Origin of the sequence: Hydrogenophaga palleronii, assembly GCF_031457455.1 — a bacterium.
GTDB lineage: Bacteria > Pseudomonadota > Gammaproteobacteria > Burkholderiales > Burkholderiaceae_C > Hydrogenophaga > Hydrogenophaga palleronii_A.
Genome location: NZ_JAVDWU010000001.1, coordinates 723,544 through 741,120, shown reverse-complemented (window position 1 = coordinate 741,120; position 17,577 = coordinate 723,544). Strand labels below are relative to the sequence as shown.

At 63.6% G+C, this 17,577-nt stretch carries 16 protein-coding genes; 7 read left to right on the top strand and 9 right to left on the bottom strand.

What is annotated here, in order from left to right:
- Positions 1–124: 124 nt before the first annotated feature.
- A complete protein-coding gene (locus J2W49_RS03480) occupies positions 125–2,530 on the bottom strand; it encodes a YgiQ family radical SAM protein (RefSeq protein WP_310311603.1) in 2,406 nt (801 codons plus the stop codon).
- A gap of 172 nt (positions 2,531–2,702) precedes the next feature.
- On the opposite strand from J2W49_RS03480, the gene J2W49_RS03475 reads away from it, so the two are divergent.
- Genes J2W49_RS03475 through J2W49_RS03465 form a run of 3 tightly spaced genes read left to right on the top strand, consistent with a single transcriptional unit; the run spans position 2,703 to position 4,656 of the window.
- Positions 2,703–3,176 (top strand): GyrI-like domain-containing protein, encoded by a 474-nt coding sequence (locus J2W49_RS03475; protein ID WP_310311602.1) that lies wholly within the window; start codon positions 2,703–2,705, stop codon positions 3,174–3,176.
- Positions 3,163–3,771 (top strand): GyrI-like domain-containing protein, encoded by a 609-nt coding sequence (locus J2W49_RS03470; protein WP_310311600.1) that lies wholly within the window; start codon positions 3,163–3,165, stop codon positions 3,769–3,771. Before J2W49_RS03475 ends, J2W49_RS03470 begins: the two co-directional genes overlap by 14 nt.
- A gap of 9 nt (positions 3,772–3,780) precedes the next feature.
- On the top strand, positions 3,781–4,656 hold the full coding sequence (locus J2W49_RS03465) for an AraC family transcriptional regulator (protein WP_310311599.1): 876 nt from the start codon (positions 3,781–3,783) through the stop codon (positions 4,654–4,656).
- Positions 4,657–4,666: 10 nt separating this feature from the next.
- Here J2W49_RS03465 and J2W49_RS03460 read toward each other — a convergent pair whose 3' ends face one another.
- The 3 genes from J2W49_RS03460 to J2W49_RS03450 form a co-directional block, all read right to left on the bottom strand.
- A complete protein-coding gene (locus tag J2W49_RS03460) occupies positions 4,667–4,858 on the bottom strand; it encodes a DUF2783 domain-containing protein (protein WP_310311597.1) in 192 nt (63 codons plus the stop codon).
- A 2-nt stretch (positions 4,859–4,860) separates the two neighbouring features.
- Entirely contained in the window at positions 4,861–6,561 is a 1,701-nt protein-coding gene (locus J2W49_RS03455; protein ID WP_310311595.1) for an FAD-dependent monooxygenase, read from the bottom strand.
- A 114-nt stretch (positions 6,562–6,675) separates the two neighbouring features.
- On the bottom strand, positions 6,676–7,425 hold the full coding sequence (locus J2W49_RS03450; RefSeq protein WP_310311593.1) for a helix-turn-helix transcriptional regulator: 750 nt from the start codon (positions 7,423–7,425) through the stop codon (positions 6,676–6,678).
- A 265-nt stretch (positions 7,426–7,690) separates the two neighbouring features.
- Here J2W49_RS03450 and J2W49_RS03445 point away from each other — a divergent pair, with 265 nt between their 5' ends.
- The 4 genes from J2W49_RS03445 (at position 7,691) to J2W49_RS03430 (ending at position 11,473) form a co-directional block, all read left to right on the top strand.
- The gene (locus J2W49_RS03445; RefSeq protein WP_310311591.1) at positions 7,691–8,245 is read left to right on the top strand and encodes a bactofilin family protein; all 555 of its coding nucleotides are present in this window, start codon (positions 7,691–7,693) and stop codon (positions 8,243–8,245) included.
- A 77-nt stretch (positions 8,246–8,322) separates the two neighbouring features.
- Positions 8,323–10,062: an ExeA family protein gene (locus J2W49_RS03440; protein WP_473092258.1), complete on the top strand. Its 1,740-nt coding sequence runs from the start codon at positions 8,323–8,325 to the stop codon at positions 10,060–10,062.
- Between the two features lie 9 nt (positions 10,063–10,071).
- The gene (locus J2W49_RS03435; protein WP_310311589.1) at positions 10,072–10,836 is read left to right on the top strand and encodes a general secretion pathway protein GspB; all 765 of its coding nucleotides are present in this window, start codon (positions 10,072–10,074) and stop codon (positions 10,834–10,836) included.
- A gap of 10 nt (positions 10,837–10,846) precedes the next feature.
- Positions 10,847–11,473, top strand: a complete 627-nt coding sequence (locus J2W49_RS03430; protein ID WP_310311587.1) for an ABC transporter ATP-binding protein — start codon at positions 10,847–10,849, stop codon at positions 11,471–11,473.
- A 13-nt stretch (positions 11,474–11,486) separates the two neighbouring features.
- On the opposite strand, the gene J2W49_RS03425 is transcribed toward J2W49_RS03430, so the two are convergent.
- The 5 genes from J2W49_RS03425 to carA form a co-directional block, all read right to left on the bottom strand.
- Positions 11,487–11,966: a DUF4149 domain-containing protein gene (locus tag J2W49_RS03425; RefSeq protein WP_310311585.1), complete on the bottom strand. Its 480-nt coding sequence runs from the start codon at positions 11,964–11,966 to the stop codon at positions 11,487–11,489.
- A 15-nt stretch (positions 11,967–11,981) separates the two neighbouring features.
- The gene (gene greA / locus J2W49_RS03420; RefSeq protein WP_310311583.1) at positions 11,982–12,458 is read right to left on the bottom strand and encodes a transcription elongation factor GreA; all 477 of its coding nucleotides are present in this window, start codon (positions 12,456–12,458) and stop codon (positions 11,982–11,984) included.
- 222 nt (positions 12,459–12,680) lie between these two features.
- Positions 12,681–15,938, bottom strand: a complete 3,258-nt coding sequence (gene carB, locus J2W49_RS03415) for a carbamoyl-phosphate synthase large subunit (RefSeq protein ID WP_310311581.1) — start codon at positions 15,936–15,938, stop codon at positions 12,681–12,683.
- Positions 15,939–15,969: 31 nt separating this feature from the next.
- Positions 15,970–16,332: a hypothetical protein gene (locus J2W49_RS03410; protein ID WP_310311579.1), complete on the bottom strand. Its 363-nt coding sequence runs from the start codon at positions 16,330–16,332 to the stop codon at positions 15,970–15,972.
- Positions 16,333–16,351: 19 nt separating this feature from the next.
- Positions 16,352–17,512: a glutamine-hydrolyzing carbamoyl-phosphate synthase small subunit gene (gene carA / locus J2W49_RS03405; RefSeq protein WP_310311577.1), complete on the bottom strand. Its 1,161-nt coding sequence runs from the start codon at positions 17,510–17,512 to the stop codon at positions 16,352–16,354.
- Positions 17,513–17,577 lie beyond the last annotated feature (65 nt).

The following is a 17,577-nucleotide window of genomic DNA, read 5'->3' as shown; positions in this document are numbered from 1 at the left end:
CGTCACGCCAGCCGACTGCCAAAACGCTGCGCCTTTAGCTGTTGGCTGAGTCTATTCATTACACGTCCGTTTTTGCGACCACTCATTGGCCGCTCTTTGTCGACTCCAGCCGCACCAAGAAGCCTTACTTCCCCCGCGTCTGCCCCTTCACCCCCGCCCGCGGCGGCAACCCCGTGTGCTGCGTCAGCATGCTCCCCTTGACCGGCGCATTGCCGCGAGTGCTTGAAGCCCCCCGCCCCGCCCCACCCGCCTTCACCACCGCAGCAGCCCGCTCGCTGGCCTTGGCGCCCCCAGGCGTGCTGTTCTTGCGCCGCGCACTCTGATACCCACCATCGGTCATCGGCTGAAAGGTGGGTATCAGGTGGTGCTTGCCGTTGCCGATCAGGTCGGCGCGGCCCATGGTCTTGAGCGCTTCGCGCAGCAGCGGCCAGTTGTTTGGGTCGTGGTAGCGCAGAAACGCCTTGTGCAGGCGGCGGCGTTTGTCGCCGCGCACGATGTCCACCTTCTCGGCCCGCTCGTCGCGGTGAATGCCCTTGAGCGGATTCAAGCTGGTGTGGTACATGGCCGTGGCGGTGGCCATGGGGCTGGGATAGAAGGTCTGCACCTGGTCGGCGCGGAAGCCGTTTTTCTTGAGCCAGATGGCCAGGTTCATCATGTCCTGGTCGCTGGTGCCCGGGTGCGCGGCGATGAAGTACGGGATCAGGAACTGCTTCTTGCCCGCCTCTTCGCTGTACTTCTCGAACATGGCCTTGAACTTGTCGTAGCTGCCAATGCCCGGCTTCATCATCTTTGACAGCGGCCCGCCCTCGGTGTGTTCGGGCGCGATCTTCAGGTAGCCGCCCACGTGGTGCTGCACCAGTTCCTTCACGTACTCCGGGCTTTTCACGGCCAGGTCGTAGCGCAGGCCAGAGCCGATCAACACCTTCTTGATGCCCTTGAGCGCCCGCGCGCGGCGGTAGATCTTGATGAGTGGGTCGTGGTTGGTGGTGAGGTTCTGGCAGATGCCGGGGTACACGCAACTGGGTTTGCGGCAGGCGGCTTCGATGGCCGGGCTGCGGCAGCCCAGGCGGTACATGTTGGCGGTGGGGCCACCCAGGTCGCTGATGACGCCGGTGAAGCCTTCGACCTTGTCGCGGATGTCTTCGACCTCCTTGATGATGGACTCTTCAGAGCGGCTCTGGATGATGCGGCCTTCGTGTTCGGTGATGGAACAGAATGTGCAGCCACCAAAGCAGCCGCGCATGATGTTCACGCTGAAGCGAATCATCTCCCAGGCCGGGATCTTGGTCGCGCCGTCGTGCCGGCCGTTTTCGTCTGCGTAGGCGGGGTGCGGGCTGCGGGCGTAGGGCAGGTCGAATGCCCAGTCCATTTCGGCCGTGGTCAGCGGGATGGGGGGCGGGTTGATCCACACATCGCGCGCGGTCGCGCCCTCGCCGTGCGCCTGCACCAGTGCGCGGGCGTTGCCCGGGTTGGTTTCCAGGTGCAGCACGCGGTTGGCGTGGGCGTAGAGCACGGCATCGCTTTTCACCTGCTCGTAGCTGGGCAGGCGGATCACAGTGCGCTCGCGCGGCAGCTTGGCCACGCCGCCCGCGCCCTGGGGGCGGTGGATGGTGATGGGTTTGTAGACCGAAGAACCCTCACCCCTGCCCTCTCCCGCGAGCGAGAGAGGGGGTAACTTCCCATCCTTCTCCTCGTCCTTGGAACAGCTCTGGCCTTGCGCCTGCGCCTGCTCGCTCGTGGTCAGGTAAGGGTTGATGTGGTCTTCCACGTGGCCGGGTTGGTCCACCTCGCTGGAGTCCAGCTCGATCCAGCCCTCGGTCGAAGGGTCACCCGGGCGGCGAACAAAGGCGGTGCCGCGCACGTCGGTGATCTGGTCGACCGGCTCGCGCGCAGCGATGCGGTGCGCCACTTCCACCAGCGCGCGCTCGGCGTTGCCGTACAGCAGCAGGTCGCACTTGGCGTCCACCACGATGCTGCGGCGCACCTTGTCGCTCCAGTAGTCGTAGTGGGCGATGCGGCGCAGGCTGCCTTCGATGCCGCCGAGCACGATGGGCACGTCCTTGTAGGCCTCGCGGCAGCGCTGGCTGTAGACGATGGCCGCGCGGTCGGGCCGCTTGCCGCCCACGTCGCCAGGGGTGTAGGCGTCGTCGCTGCGAATCTTGCGGTCCGCCGTGTAGCGGTTGATCATGGAATCCATGTTGCCCGCGGTCACGCCCCAGAACAGGTTGGGCTTGCCCAGCGCCTTGAAGGGCTCGGCGCTCTGCCAGTCTGGCTGGGCGATGATGCCCACGCGAAATCCCTGCGCCTCCAGCACGCGGCCGATCACTGCCATGCCGAAGCTGGGGTGGTCCACATAGGCGTCGCCGGTCACCAGAATGATGTCGCACGAGTCCCAGCCCAGCTGCTCCATCTCGGCGCGGCTCATGGGCAGGAAAGGGGCCACGCCGAACCGCTTGGCCCAGTAGGGACGGTAGCTGGTGAGCGGCTTGGCTGCGCGCGCGAAAAAGGAGACGTCGACGGGGGCGTTCATGGAGGCAATCTGGGGGTAACCCTCAAGTGTAGGCGCTGGCCATCAACCTTGGTGGCGAGTGTGGTGCTGACGACACCATGGCAATAGGCACACAGACGGCGCTCAGACCGCAAGATTTGTCCGTATCCCGTCCCCAGAATGGCATGCCTTTCCACCAACCCGGAGCAACGCCATGCAACTCATCCCCCAACCCCAGGCCCTTCACGTGGTGGGCATCGCCCTGCGCACACACAACGGCGAAGCATTCGAAACCATCCCTGCACACTGGGCCCGCTTCAGTCAGGCCCAGCTGGCCGAACGCCTACCCCACCGCCTGTCGGACGATGTGTATGCGGTCTACACCCACTTCGAGAACGCAGGCGTTGACATCGGCGGCACCTACACCATGGTCATCGGGCATGCGGTGCCTGCCAATACGCCCGATTTGCCACCTGAAGGGTTGATCCATGTGGTGGCGCCTGCGTCGCAGCGCGCGGTGTTCCCGGTTGAAAAAGGCCGATTCGACCTGGTCGTTGAACAGTGGCAGGTGATCTGGACCATGGCCGATCTGCGAAAGACCGCTCTGGCAGACTACGAGCGCTACCAGCCAAACGGCAGCATCGACATCCACATCGGCGTTCACGGGAGTGCCCATGACCCAGATTGATCTCAAGAAAGACCTGAAAGACCTGTACCGGGCAACCGCAAAATCGGTCGTGATCGTCGACGTGCCCGAGTTCAAGTTCCTGATGATCGATGGTAAAGGCGACCCCAACACATCGCCCGCGTACGCTGAGGCGGTGCAGGCCTTGTTCTCGGTCGCCTACACCACCAAGTTCATGGTCAAGAAGGGGCCCATGGCGCAGGACTACGCCGTCATGCCGCTCGAAGGCCTGTGGTGGGCCGACGACATGCGCGCTTTCGCCACAGCCGACAAGGCGCAGTGGCGATGGACCATGATGATCATGCAGCCCGACTTCGTGTCCGATGAACTCATTCACAAAGCCATTGGCGAGGTGCTGAGAAAAAAGAATTTGCCCGGGGTCGACCGGCTGCGCCTCGAACGCTTCACGGAAGGGCGTTGTGCCCAGGTGCTGCATGTGGGGCCGTTCTCTGAAGAGGGGCCTGCCATCGAACGCATGCATGCCTTCATCAACGAACGGTCTGGCCTTCGTGGAAAGCACCACGAAATCTACCTGAGCGATGTGAGGCGTGCAGACCCAGCGAAATGGAAAACGATTCTTCGCCAACCAATGAACTGACCCCACCCCATGCCCTCCACGCCGAACTGGGTCGACTACCGCGCACAGCTCACCAGGGTCACCGCCCACATTCACGACCACCTGGCCGAGCCGCTGGACCTGGCTGAACTGGCCGTGGTGGCCGACCTTTCGCCCTACCACTGGCACCGCGTCTATCACGCATTGATTGGTGAAACGGTGGCGGCCACGGTGCGCCGGGTGCGGCTGCACCGGGCCTCGGGCTATCTCGCGCAAACGGCGCTCACCGTGACCGAGATCGCCCGGCGCTGCGGCTACCCCAATGCGCAATCGTTCACCCGCGCCTTCCGCCAGCGCTTTGGCCAGAGTCCGCAGGCCTGGCGCGACACCCGGACCGACGACCTGCCGTGGCAAGACGCCAACCCCCAGCCGGCCCGTGGATGGCCGGTGGAAGTCCGGTATGTGCCCATCATCGAGCTGGCCGGGATGCCCCACCGGGGCAGCTACATGCGCATCGGCAAGGCCTTCGAGTCATCGCAGATCCACCTCGCGGCGCAAGGCCTGATGCGGCAGGACACCCGCTGGGTGGGCCAGTACCACGACGACCCTTTCGCCTACCCCGAGGCCCAGCTCAACTCGCGCGCTGGGTTGTCGTTGCCGCCTGGTGCCCAGGTCGAGCCGCCACTGCAACGCTTCACTGCCGGTGGCACGCCCTGCGCCGTGCTGCGCTACCAGGGGCCCTACCCCAACATGCGCGACGCCTACCGGTGGCTCTACGGCACCTGGCTGGTCGCGTCGGGCCACGCACTGGCCGACCAGCCCGTGTTTGAGGAATACCACAACAACCCGCGCACCTCCAGCCCGGCCGACCTGCTGACGGACATCTGCCTGCCGCTGGCCGCATCGACCGGCAGTGGCGCTGTCTGAGCCGGGTGTCTCAAAGATCCTTGAGGGCGGCCTCGATGTGGGACTGCAACAGCCCCGGGTCCGCCAGCGCGTTGGCGTTCATCAGTGCCAGCTTGACCAGAAACAGCTCGGTTTTCTCCGGGCCGGCCGTGTCAATGGCGGTGGCGAGTGCGTCGTAAACCTGTTCCAGGCCGGGCACGGTGAGGACTTGAGATGGATGCATGGTCAGGCTCCTTGCAGGCCGGCTGCGTTGCTCAGCGCAGCGCGCAAGCGGGTGGCGTCCAGACGCGTCCAGCGTGCGCATACGTGGTGGTCGGGTCGCAACAGGTACGCCGCACCGCTGGCGGTCACGCCATAGCGGTCGCGCAAATGCCCAGCGGCATTGTTCAGCGTTTCATCGGCGCCTGACACGGGCGCACCCCTTCCCACCGCGATCACGCGCAGCGGAATGCCTCGATCCCGCATTTCGCGTATGGCCACCTGCAAATCTGCAGGCATCGCATTTGCGTCCGTGAACCAGAGCAAGGCAAACTGGTGGTCCAGGTGATCGAGCAGGTGGTCGTCGGGCCCCAGTTGCACGTTTCGGGGCGGCGCACCGTGGCCTGGACCAGCATGGAACGATGTGTTGTCGTCATCTGTGCAGTTGATGGGCGAATGTGTGTATTCGTGCGGACGCGAGGTGCGCCAGTGGTACAGCGGCCTCACAAAGTCTTCGGTCAATGACAAGGACAGCACGGCATCTCGCAGCAGGCGGAAACCCCGCGTAGGTGGTGTCATGAAGCGGGTGCTCTTGCCCGCTTCGTCAATGATTTCGCGCGCGGCCGCCACGCGCTCGCTGCTGTAGGTGTTCAGCAGACTTTCAGGTGATGTGCCTTTGACCACCAGCGCCAGGCGCCAGGCAAGGCCCTGCGCGTCCTGAAAACCCGTGTTGGCGCCGCGCACGCCAAAAATGGGCAGCAGATGCGCCGCATCGCCCACGAACAGCACGCGACCATGCACATAGTCTGGCAGCGTGAGCGCGCGCGCCGCATACACGGAGCACCAGTCCATTTCCCAGGGCACGCCTGCATGACCGATCATGGCCATCTGCGCATCGATGCGGGCCTTCAGCGACGCTGGCTTCAGGGCGTCTTCCGGGTCTTCACCCGGTGGCAGCTGGTAGTCCACCCGCCAGATGCCATGCGGTTCCCGGTGCATGAGGATGGTGTTGCCGGGGTTCCAGTCGGGGTCGAAGTAGGCCAGCCGCTCGGTGGGCAGGGGCAGATCGATGCGAATGTCGGCGATCACGAAGCGGCCTTCGTAGGAAGCGCCTTCCAGCTTCAGATCCATCAGGCTGCGAATGGGGGAGCGGGCACCGTCGGCTGCCACCAGCCAGTCTGCCTGCAGCGTGTAAGGCCCCTCCGGGGTATCCACCTCCAGGCTCGCACCTTTCGCGTCCTGCACCACCGCCGTGACGCGGTTGCCCCACCGCAAGTCGATCAGCGGATGCTGGCGCACCGCATCCACCAAGTATTCCTCCAGAAACTGCTGCTGCAGGTTGATCATGGGGAAAAAACGGTCGTCCGGGTCGTGCGGCGCCTCCATGCGGAAGACGCGCTGGCCCCGGTAAAACGAGTTGCCAAACCGCCAGGGCAAGCCAGAAGCTGACACCTGGTCGGCCACTCCGACTTGTTGCAGGATTTCCATGGACCGGCGGGTGAACACAATCGCCCGGCTGCCTTCGCACACCTGCCGCTCCGACTCGACCAAGACACAGGCCACCCCCTGGTGCGCCAGCGCCAGCGCCGTCACCAGACCAATCGGCCCGGCACCCGCCACCACGACGCGGTGGCTTTGCGGCCCGGCGTGCTGTGAGGGCAGCCAGGGATCGAACACCTCGTAGCGGTAGTAGAGCGATGAACGGGGTTCGGCGTGGAGAAGGTGCATGAGGACCTCTGGGACTTTGGGAAAGCGGCGAACACGGCCGCGGATGGATCAGTCTATGGGTGGACCTTGGACGCGATGTCCCCATATGGAGACAAATCTGAAGCTGCCTCGCTGTCAGCCCTTCAAGCTTGGCTCCAGCAGCATGCCCATCAGGTCTCGCTGGCCCGACACCCCCAGCTTCCGGTACACCCGCTTGACGTAGGTGCGCGCACTGGCCAGCGTGAGCCCCAGCCGCTCGGCCATCGCGGCGGTGCTCTGACCGTCCAGCAGGCTGCGCACCACATCGCAGTCGCGCGGGGTGAGCTGCGGATGACGCGCTCTCAGGCGCGCCAGCAACAGGTCGCCCAGCTCCTGGTTCACGCTCTGCCCGGTGTGGTGCAGGCGCACGGCGTGCACGATCAGCGGGGCAAAGGCGCTCACCACATCGATGGCCCTGGCATCAAACGGCCCGTGTTCGATGCCGCGGTACAGATTCACGGACAACCACCGTCGCCCTTCGAACAAGGCCAGCAGGGCGAGCCGCTCGGCCACCTGCGGCCGTTCATAGCACACGTGCCGGTATTCATCGTGGGCAATGTCTGAGCCGGTCTGGCGGTGCATCACGATGCGGGGATGCTGCATGCCCGCCTTGCGGGCCGCAGCCAGCTCTTCGCGCATGGCGGTCATGCAGCCGTCCAGCCGATAGAAGCGCGTCACATAGGCTTCGGCAATATCGGGCAGTGTCTGCGTGCGCGAACGGTCGCCCACCGCAACGATGCGCGGGGCCCGCATGCCCTCATAGGCAAAAATGGTGCACTGTGCCAGCGGCAGGTGTTCACCCAGAAGATTCAACAAGCCCTCTGCCACCGCGTGCTGGTTCCCCATGCCCAGCTGTTGCAGCAGCGCTGTGGCATGCGTCAGGGAGACCGTCGGTCCGGTTAATGGTTTTGTTTCCAATACCCAGTGACTTTGCATGTCGGAAGTATCGATCTGAACGCGCCCAGTGCGCCGGTGTGCTTCAGGTTCCGCATGAGCATGCCGTTCAAGCAACGCATTCAACCGTGCATCTGGTTACTGGTCTTACGGTACCACCGCGAATGTAAGCCTCTCGGTCATTAGCATGGACGCTTCACTTTTTGAAGGAGGCTTCATGGCACTGCATTTCGGCAAACGCGAGACTGAACAACCCAAACCTCTGAGCAGCGGCATGGCCACGCCCCGCTACGGTTCTGCTTCCCCCAGCCCGGCCCAGCAGCCTCCCTCAGCACCGGAAGCGGCCCAGGCGGTGACCCCACCGACCGCCGCAGCGCCCAGCGCCAGCACGAATTCGGCGCCAGAGGGCGGTAGCAAGCTCACGGTCGGCCCCAACATCAAACTCAAAGGCGTTGAAATCACCGACTGCGACACATTGGTCGTGGAAGGTCTGGTCGAGGCCACCATGGACTCGCGTGTGATCCAGATCGCACAACAGGGCGAGTTCAAGGGCTCGGCTGAAATCGACATCGCCGAAATCCGCGGCGTGTTCGACGGCAACCTCACCGTTCGCCAGAAGCTGGTGATCTACGCCACGGGCAAGGTCACGGGCAAGATTCGCTATGGCAAGGTCGTGATTGAAGAAGGCGGCCAACTCTCTGGCGACATCGAATGCACGGTGTCCACGGCAACCCGGTCGGCCAACAAACCTTCCATGGCTCTCGCAGCCTGACCATCCCAGACAGGGCACCCGGCATTGATCAACCGGGTGCCGTTGCCGCCCCTCTTCGGCCCCGGTATGCTCCGGGCATGTACGCCGAATACTTTGGACTAAAACAAGAGCCTTTTTCGATCGCCCCCGATCCGCATTACCTCTTCATGAGTGAGCGGCATCGGGAGGCTTTGGCGCATCTGCTCTATGGCATCCGGGGCGGCGGCGGGTTTGTTTTGCTCAGCGGTGAGATTGGCGCCGGCAAAACCACCATCTGCCGCTGCTTCCTGGAGCAGATGCCTGAGCATTGCCGGGTAGCCTACATCTTCAACCCCAAGTTGACGGTGTCGGATCTCCTGAAGACGATCTGTCACGAATTCCAGATCCCGGTCCAGCACACAGGCATTGGCCCGGCCACGATCAAGGACCACCTTGATCCGCTCAACGAATACCTGCTCGCCAGCCACGCCAAGGGCCAGCAGAACATCCTGATCATCGACGAAGCCCAGAACCTCACGCCACACGTTCTGGAGCAGTTGCGGCTGCTGACCAACCTGGAAACCGCAGAACGAAAGCTGCTGCAGGTGATCCTGATCGGGCAGCCCGAGCTCCGACAGATGGTGGCCAGGCCCGAACTGGAGCAACTGGCCCAGCGCGTCATTGCCCGATTCCATCTGGGTGCTCTCACCGAGGCTGAGACCCGCCAGTACATTCAACACCGCATGGGCATTGGTGGGCTGCGCGGACCCATGCCGTTTTCTACAGGTGCCCTGCAGCGCATTCACGCCATCACGCGTGGGGTGCCCCGCCGCATCAACCTGCTTTGCGACAGATCGTTGCTGGGTGCCTACGCCAATGGCCTGCCCCGCGTGGATGAGGCGGTGGTGAACAAGGCGGCAGCTGAAGTGTTCGAGACCGACGAAAACACGCCTGCGACCGCCCCTGTGCGGGTTCAGCGGTGGACCGCTGGCATCAAGAACCTGCTGCTGGGCGCCTTGGGGGGAGGGCTCGCTGCCGCCACTATGTTCTGGCTATGGCCAGGCTCGCCAGCCCCTTCGGGCAACGGCAGCGCGCCCATATCCAGGTCTGAGAACGCTGCTTCGCCAACCCCCTCACCAGCGTCCGAACCGGCAACAGGCAAGCCGGAGCCCACTCCTGCCGCCGCAGCCCCAACGCGTTCAGATGCCACCACCACCACCGACCCTGCCCCAGGGGCAGTCGCTGCCCCCCCACCTTCGAACAGCCTGCCCACAGCCGGCGCCCTGCTTTCCAGTGAAACGGCCGGGTTGCGAGAACTGGGAGCCATCTGGAACAGGGCGCTCGATGGCACCGACCCCTGTGTCAGCGCGTTGGGACGCGGTCTGCAGTGTTTCCGGACCAACCGCATGACCTTGCATGGCCTGGGCCAGATGGATCGGCCGGCGGTGCTTACCCTGCACCTTCCCGGCCAGGACGACCGCTGGGCCTTGCTGACGGCCATCACACCTGACTCGGCCACACTGCGCGCGGGATCTGAAACATGGCGGCTGCCCCTGAGTGTGCTGGCCGACATCTGGCGAGGCGGCTACACCACGCTGTGGCAACTGCCGCCGGGCCATCAGGGCGAACTCCGCCAGGGAGACAGTGGCGCGGCGGGCGTCTGGCTGCGACAACAACTCGCCCAATTGGCCTCCAGTCAACCCTCCATTGCCTCGGCGACCAACCTGAACAGCCGAATAGAGGCGTTTCAGCGCAGCCAGGGACTGGAAACCGATGGTCTGGCGGGTCCGATGACCTTCATGCAACTCAACCGGGTCAGTGGCGTGAATGAGCCCCGTCTCAGGTCACCGTCCACCTGAGGCACGCCCATGTCCTACATTCTTGATGCACTCAAGCGCGCAGACACCGAAAGAGAGCGCGAGCGTGGCAACGTGCCAGGCCTGCACAGCCAGAACCTGCCCAGCGGCAGCATTCAGCGCGATCGACGGCGCCAGCCGCCCAAGCTGGCACGCGTCGCGGCCTGGACCGGTCTGTTCGTGCTGGCACTGGTGGCCGCGTGGGCCTTCTGGCCTGCCGGCGAACACCAACAGGGCCTCGCATCATCGACCACGGGCACGACGGAACCAGTGGCAATCCCGGCCGCTCAAGCACCAGCAGAAGCACCGGCTGCACCGACTGTCGCCCCCTCCGAGCCGCGGACGGCCACCGCGCCCGACCTACCCATTCTGGCGCCACCACCGCCTCGCCCCCCGCCTCCACCCGCACGCGCAGAACGCCCCAGTGCGGGCGGAACTGCTGACGCCCCAGCTGCCATCGCATCAACTCCGGCAAGCGCACCAGCCACTGCAGCGCCAGCTGCAACGGCTCCTCCGGGCGGTTCGGCGGCTGCCCCACCGCCTGCTGCCGCCGTGCGCCGCTTCGCAGAGCTTTCGCCCGAACTTCGTGCGCAGCTTCCACAGGTCAACGTCAGCGGGTCCACCTACTCCAACAACCCGAAGCTGCGCACGCTGATCGCCAACGGCAAGGTGATTCAGGAGGGCGACGAGATTGCGCCTGGCCTTCAGGTGGAAACCATCGGTCAGCGAAGCGCGGTGCTCAACTTCAAGGGCACACGCTACAGCATCGGCTTCTGACAGCCATCAGATGGACCAACCGCCAAAAACGATGATCTCGGTGGCCGATCTCTGCTTCAGCTGGTCCGAGCGGCCACTGTTCGAGAAACTCACCTTTGAGGTGCCCGCCGGTGTGAGCCTTGTGGTTGGTGACGATGGGGTCGGCAAGAGCACATTGCTGGCCTTGCTGGCAGGCGCCCTCTCACCACGGTCAGGCCGAATCGCCATCAATGGCATCAGCCAGGCTGAGCACCCCGACGCTTGCCGTCAGAACGTCTTCTGGATCGACCCACACACGGACGCACACAACGCCATCACGGCCAAGGATTTTCTGAAGCGCCAGAACGAACAGTTTCCCCACTTCGACTCCCGCCGCGTTGCATCGCTGGTTCATGGCTTCTCGCTGGAACCGCACATGGCCAAGCCGTTGTACATGCTCTCCACCGGCAGCCGCCGCAAGGTGTGGTGGGTGGCGGCATTTGCGGCCCATGCACCTGTGGTTCTGCTGGACCAGCCATTCGCGGCACTGGATGGGCCTTCGTCACGGTTCTTGTGTGAATTGCTCGATGAAGCCGCCGAGCACACCGACAGAGCCTGGCTGCTGGCGGATCATGGTGCGCCGCAGGGGGTACTGCCCAAAGCCGTGATCGAGCTTTGAACCGGGGTTCTGCTCACACCATCCTGGGGGGATTGCGCTCCACGCTGCCCGATCGCCAAAGCAGGGCGCCCGCACACAACCACTGCCCAAGCACCAAGGCACTGCCCAGCGCGTGCCATAACCGAAGATCGCCACCCGTGGCACGCGCACTCACGATCTTCTGAGCCACACCGAACTCCTGCAGCAGGGCCAGCAGCATGGCCAAGAGCACAAATCCCATGGAGCCGAGCACAGAAGCATCCAGGGAAACACGATCCCCCTCCAGATCCACCCCCCTCTCCACTCCACCGCCCGAGCGCTGGCGCCTGAGCATCACCAGCATCGCGAGGCCGATGAAGACACTCGCCCAGCTCTGCAAAGAGAACAGCTGCGCCGCCACAGGCCCCGCCACCGAAGGCCCGAGGCGGGCAAACAGCAATGGCACAGCCAGAAAACTCAATGCCGTGATGCCACCCCACCAGAGGGCGGAGAGGAACAGGGACAGGCGCTGCATGGAACCCCTATGGGCTTACGCGTAGCGCACCGAGACGATTTCATACCGGCGGGTTCCGCCTGGCGCCTGAACTTCGGCCACATCGCCCTCTTCCTTGCCGATCAGTGCTCGTGCAATCGGGCTGCTGATGTTCACCAGCCCGTGCTTCAGATCGGCTTCGTCTTCGCCGACGATCTGGTAGGTCACCGCAGCGCCGGTGCTTTCGTCCTCTAGTTCCACCGTTGCCCCAAAAACCACGCGGCCACCGGCTTCAACCGCCGCAGGATCGATGATCTGGGCCGCAGACAGCTTGCTCTCGATTTCGGCGATACGGCCTTCAATGAAGCCTTGGCGATCCTTGGCGGCGTCGTACTCGGCGTTTTCGCTCAGGTCGCCTTGCGCTCTGGCTTCAGCAATCGCATTGATCACCCACGGACGATCGACGGTCTTGAGGCGATGGAGCTCTTCCTTGAGTTTTTCAGCGCCGCGCTTGGTGATGGGAAGGGTGGACATGTGTTCGGGCCTCCAAAAGCAAACCGCCGGGCGTTGCCGCTCGGCGGTGATGTAGAAAACACATTATGCCGCGAAAGATTCGGCCGCCCCATCCGGGCAAACACGCGTTGAATCCGCCGGTATTTTCACGGTCCGATGCCACCGGCGCGACGTCGATCAAACCCGTGCCTTGCCTCGCCCCTCAAGCGAAGAAGCGTCGGAGACAGCAGGCTGCTCGTGCGCTCAGAGTTGCGCGTGCATTTCCTGGACAGAAATCACGTCCAGCTTGTCCAGGTACTGCATGCCCTCGACCGCTGCCTCGGCTCCCGCAATGGTGGTGAAGGTGGTCACTCGGGCCAGCAAGGCCGATGTGCGAATGGCGCGTGAATCGGTGATCGCATTGCGCCGCTCTTCCACCGTGTTGATGACCAGGACGATCTCGCCGTTCTTGATCATGTCCACGATATGCGGGCGTCCTTCGGTGACCTTGTTCACCGTCTGCACCGCCACCCCGGCTTCTGCGATGGCCGCCGCGGTTCCGCGCGTGGCCACCAGCTCGAACCCCATGCCGATCAGTTGACGAGCCACTTCCACCGCGCGGGGTTTGTCGCCGTTCTTCACCGTGAGAAACACCTTGCCAGCGGTCGGCAGTCGGGTACCGGCACCCATCTGGCTCTTGACGAAGGCCTCGCCGAAGGTCTTGCCCACGCCCATCACTTCACCCGTGGATTTCATCTCCGGGCCAAGGATGGTATCCACGCCCGGGAACTTCACGAACGGAAACACGGCTTCCTTGACGCTGAAGTAAGGCGGCGTCACCTCTTCGCCAATGCCCTGATCGTTCAGCGACTGCCCGGCCATGCATCGCGCGGCCACCTTGGCCAGCTGGATGCCCGTGGCCTTGGAAACGAAGGGCACGGTACGCGAGGCGCGCGGGTTCACTTCGAGCACAAAGATCACATCCTTCTTTACGCCGTTTTCTTCCACTTCCTGGATGGCGAACTGCACGTTCATCAGACCGATCACGTTCAGGCCTGCGGCCATGGCGGCCGTCTGGCGCTTGAGTTCGTCCACCGTGGCCTTGCTCAGGTAGTACGGCGGCAACGAACAGGCGGAGTCGCCACTGTGCACGCCGGCCTGTTCAATGTGTTCCATCACGCCGCCGATGAAGACACGGCCGGTGTGGTCGCGCACCGCATCCACATCGCACTCGATGGCGTCATTCAGGAAGCGGTCGAGCAGCACCGGTGAATCGTGGCTCACCTTGACGGCTTCGCGCATGTAGCGCTCCAGGTCGCGCTGTTCGTGCACGATTTCCATGGCGCGGCCACCCAGCACGTAGCTCGGGCGCACCACCAGCGGATACCCCAGGGCGGCTGCCTTCTCAAGCGCTTCCGGCTCGGTACGAGCAGTGGCATTGGGCGGCTGGCGCAGGCCCAGGGTGTGCAGCATCTGCTGGAAACGCTCGCGGTCTTCGGCCGCATCGATCATGTCGGGGCTGGTGCCGATGATGGGCACGCCTGCAGCTTCCAGACCAAGCGCAAGCTTCAAGGGCGTCTGGCCGCCGTACTGCACGATCACACCCAGCGGTTTTTCCTTGTCCACGATCTCGAGCACGTCTTCCAGCGTGAGCGGCTCGAAGTAGAGGCGATCGCTGGTGTCGTAATCGGTCGACACGGTCTCCGGGTTGCAGTTGACCATGATGGTTTCGTAACCATCCTCGCGCATGGCGAGTGCGGCGTGAACACAGCAGTAATCGAACTCGATACCCTGGCCAATGCGGTTGGGGCCACCACCCAGCACCATGATCTTCTTCTTGTTCGTCGGCTCGGCTTCGCACTCGCCATCGCCGTGACCTTCATAGGTCGAGTACAGGTAGGCGGTGTCGGTCGCGAACTCGGCCGCGCAGGTGTCCACGCGCTTGTAGACCGGGCGGATGTTCTCGGCAATGCGGCGCTCGCGCACGGCCTGGTCGTTTGTCTTGAGCAGCTTGGCCAGACGGCGGTCCGAGAAGCCCTTTTTCTTCAGACCGCGCAAGGTGTCGGCGTCGATCGCTTCCAGGCTGGTTTTCTCCAGGGCGAGCTCAATCTTCACGATCTCTTCGATCTGCACCAGGAACCAGGGGTCGATCTTGGTGAAATGATGGACCTCGTCCAGCGTCCAGCCGGCGGCGAACGCATCGCCCACGTACCAGATGCGGTCTGGGCCTGGCTCGCCGAGTTCGCGCTCCAGCGTCTCACGGTCCTGCGTCTTTTCATTCATGCCGTCGACGCCCACTTCCAAGCCACGCAGGGCTTTCTGGAACGATTCCTGGAAGGTGCGGCCCATGGCCATGACTTCGCCCACGCTCTTCATCTGCGTGGTCAGGCGGCTGTCGGCGGTGGGGAATTTCTCGAACGCGAAGCGCGGGATCTTGGTGACCACGTAGTCGATGGAAGGCTCGAACGATGCCGGTGTGGCGCCACCGGTGATTTCGTTGCGAAGCTCATCGAGCGTGTAGCCCACAGCCAGTTTGGCCGCGACTTTGGCAATGGGAAAGCCCGTGGCTTTAGAAGCCAGCGCGGACGAACGCGACACGCGGGGGTTCATCTCGATCACCACCATGCGCCCGTCTTTCGGGTTGATGGAGAACTGCACGTTGGAGCCACCGGTGTCCACGCCGATCTCGCGCAGCACAGCCAGGCTGGCATTGCGCAGGATCTGGTACTCCTTGTCGGTCAGGGTCTGTGCAGGCGCCACGGTGATGGAATCGCCGGTGTGCACACCCATGGGGTCGAGGTTTTCAATCGAGCAGACGATGATGCAGTTGTCCGCCTTGTCGCGCACCACTTCCATCTCGTACTCTTTCCAGCCGAGCAGCGATTCTTCAATCAGCAGCTCGGTGGTGGGCGATGCTTCCAGCCCGCGCTTGCAAATGACTTCGAACTCTTCGGGGTTGTAGGCAATGCCGCCGCCGGTGCCACCCAGCGTGAAGCTGGGGCGGATCACCACGGGGAATCCCACCGTCTTCTGAACGGCCCAGGCTTCATCGAGGCTGTGGGCAATGCCGGAACGCGCCGAACCCAGACCGATCTTGGTCATGGCGTCCTTGAACTTCAGGCGGTCTTCTGCCTTGTCGATGGCTTCCGGCGTGGCGCCGATCAGCTCCACGTCGTACTTGGCCAGCACGCCGTTGCGCCAGAGGTCGAGCGCGCAGTTCAGTGCCGTCTGGCCACCCATGGTGGGCAGGATGGCAAAGCCCCCTTGTGCCAGCGCGCGCTCTTTTGCGATGATCTTCTCCACCGTCTGCCAGGTGATGGGCTCGATGTAGGTGACATCGGCAGTGGCCGGGTCCGTCATGATCGTCGCGGGGTTGCTGTTGATCAGAATGACTTTGTAGCCCTCTTCGCGCAGTGCCTTGCAGGCCTGAACGCCGGAGTAGTCGAACTCGCAGGCCTGGCCAATGATGATCGGACCAGCGCCAATGATGAGGACGGTCTGGATGTCTGTTCTTTTGGGCATGGATTCGCTTGATTCTTTGAGCGTAGTCCAATCAGGACTGCCGCTGGGTTTCCAGTTTGTTCAACAGGGCCTGCACACGCTCGGCCGGTACGTTTTTCTGCATCAGCTGCAACAGGCCGTCGCCTTCAACCATGGGCCGCAGGACTTCAACTTCCGCGGGATAGAACAAGGCGTCCCAGGCCGCCATTTCGGCGTTGAAGGTTTCGTCGTCCCAGGTTTTGCCTTTGGCCACCAGGGTCACCAGCGGCATGGCCTTGTTCTCAAGGAACGCCTTGCGGTAGGGCTTCTGCGCCCAGCGCTGCGCGAACCATTCGCGGTGCTGTGGCTCCAGCGACAACATGCGCTTGGAGATGGCTTTCTCGACGGCAAAAACCGGAAAACTGAAGAGCTTCATGGGGTGACCTCCGTAGGCATCAGGCCGGCACCCGATCTTGCATGAGTGTGATGAACCGGTCGAACAGGTAGCCGATGTCGTGCGGGCCCGGGGATGCTTCAGGGTGGCCCTGGAAGCAGAAGGCAGGCTTGTCGGTGCGGGCCAGGCCCTGCAGCGTGCCATCGAACAGGCTCACATGGGTGGCTCGCAAGCTCGCTGGCAGCGACTTCTCGTCAACCGCAAAACCGTGGTTCTGGCTGGTGATGGACACGCGACCGCTGTCGAGATCCTTTACCGGATGGTTCGCGCCGTGGTGGCCAAACTTCATCTTGTAGCTCTTGGCACCACTGGCGATGGCCATGATCTGGTGCCCCAGGCAGATACCGAAGGTGGGTACACCGCTCTCGATGATTTCCCGGGTCGCCTCGATGGCGTAGTCGCAAGGCTCCGGGTCGCCGGGCCCATTGGACAGGAACACGCCATTGGGTTTGAGCTTGAACACGTCAGCGGCCGGCGTCTGGGCTGGCACCACGGTGATCTTGCAGCCGCGCGCGCTCAGCATGCGCAAGATATTGTGTTTGACGCCGAAGTCGTAGGCCACCACGTGAAAGCGCGGCGCAATCTGCTCACCGTACCCGAAGCCCAGCTGCCATTCGGTCTGGGACCAGTTGTAGGGGGCATCCACCGAAACCACCTTGGCAAGGTCCTGCCCGCTCATGTTGGGCGCCGCTTTCGCTGCTGCAATGGCCTGCGAACGGTGTGCGTCGGTCACCGCCTCGCCCAAGGCCAGTGCCAGGATGCAACCATTGGTGGCGCCATGGGTGCGCAGATGGCGGGTCAATGCACGGGTGTCAAGATCAGCGATGGCAACGGTGCCTTCGCGCTGCAGGTATTGGGACAGGGTTTCCTGGCTGCGGAAGTTCGATGCCAGCAGGGGCAGGTCCTTGATGATCAGTCCAGCAGCATGAATGCGGCTGGCCTCCACGTCTTCCTTGTTCACGCCGGTGTTGCCGATGTGGGGATAGGTGAGCGTGACGATCTGCTGGCAGTAGCTCGGATCGGTGAGGATCTCCTGGTAACCGGTCATGGAGGTGTTGAACACCACCTCGCCAAAGGTCTGGCCGGTTGCGCCAATGGAGATGCCTGTAAAGACCGTGCCGTCGGCTAGCGCGAGAAGGGCTTTCGGGTGGACGGGAAGCACGGGGTTCTCCAGAAGTGAGGGACGCACCCACGCCCGCCATGGGGCACAACCGGGGAGGAATCGCG

Bases quoted from the DNA above. Each gene is read 5' to 3' on its own strand.
- J2W49_RS03410 (WP_310311579.1), bottom strand. From the start codon at position 16,332: ATGAAGCTCTTCAGTTTTCCGGTTTTTGCCGTCGAGAAAGCCATCTCC.
- J2W49_RS03480 (WP_310311603.1), bottom strand. From the start codon at position 2,530: ATGAACGCCCCCGTCGACGTCTCCTTTTTCGCGCGCGCAGCCAAGCCG.
- J2W49_RS03460 (WP_310311597.1), bottom strand. From the start codon at position 4,858: ATGCATCCATCTCAAGTCCTCACCGTGCCCGGCCTGGAACAGGTTTAC.
- J2W49_RS03470 (WP_310311600.1), top strand. From the start codon at position 3,163: ATGACCCAGATTGATCTCAAGAAAGACCTGAAAGACCTGTACCGGGCA.
- J2W49_RS03445 (WP_310311591.1), top strand. From the start codon at position 7,691: ATGGCACTGCATTTCGGCAAACGCGAGACTGAACAACCCAAACCTCTG.
- J2W49_RS03430 (WP_310311587.1), top strand. From the start codon at position 10,847: ATGGACCAACCGCCAAAAACGATGATCTCGGTGGCCGATCTCTGCTTC.
- J2W49_RS03450 (WP_310311593.1), bottom strand. From the start codon at position 7,425: ATGGGGAACCAGCACGCGGTGGCAGAGGGCTTGTTGAATCTTCTGGGT.
- J2W49_RS03475 (WP_310311602.1), top strand. From the start codon at position 2,703: ATGCAACTCATCCCCCAACCCCAGGCCCTTCACGTGGTGGGCATCGCC.
- J2W49_RS03440 (WP_473092258.1), top strand. From the start codon at position 8,323: ATGTACGCCGAATACTTTGGACTAAAACAAGAGCCTTTTTCGATCGCC.
- J2W49_RS03455 (WP_310311595.1), bottom strand. From the start codon at position 6,561: ATGCACCTTCTCCACGCCGAACCCCGTTCATCGCTCTACTACCGCTAC.
- J2W49_RS03465 (WP_310311599.1), top strand. From the start codon at position 3,781: ATGCCCTCCACGCCGAACTGGGTCGACTACCGCGCACAGCTCACCAGG.
- J2W49_RS03425 (WP_310311585.1), bottom strand. From the start codon at position 11,966: ATGCAGCGCCTGTCCCTGTTCCTCTCCGCCCTCTGGTGGGGTGGCATC.
- J2W49_RS03435 (WP_310311589.1), top strand. From the start codon at position 10,072: ATGTCCTACATTCTTGATGCACTCAAGCGCGCAGACACCGAAAGAGAG.
- greA (WP_310311583.1), bottom strand. From the start codon at position 12,458: ATGTCCACCCTTCCCATCACCAAGCGCGGCGCTGAAAAACTCAAGGAA.
- carB (WP_310311581.1), bottom strand. From the start codon at position 15,938: ATGCCCAAAAGAACAGACATCCAGACCGTCCTCATCATTGGCGCTGGT.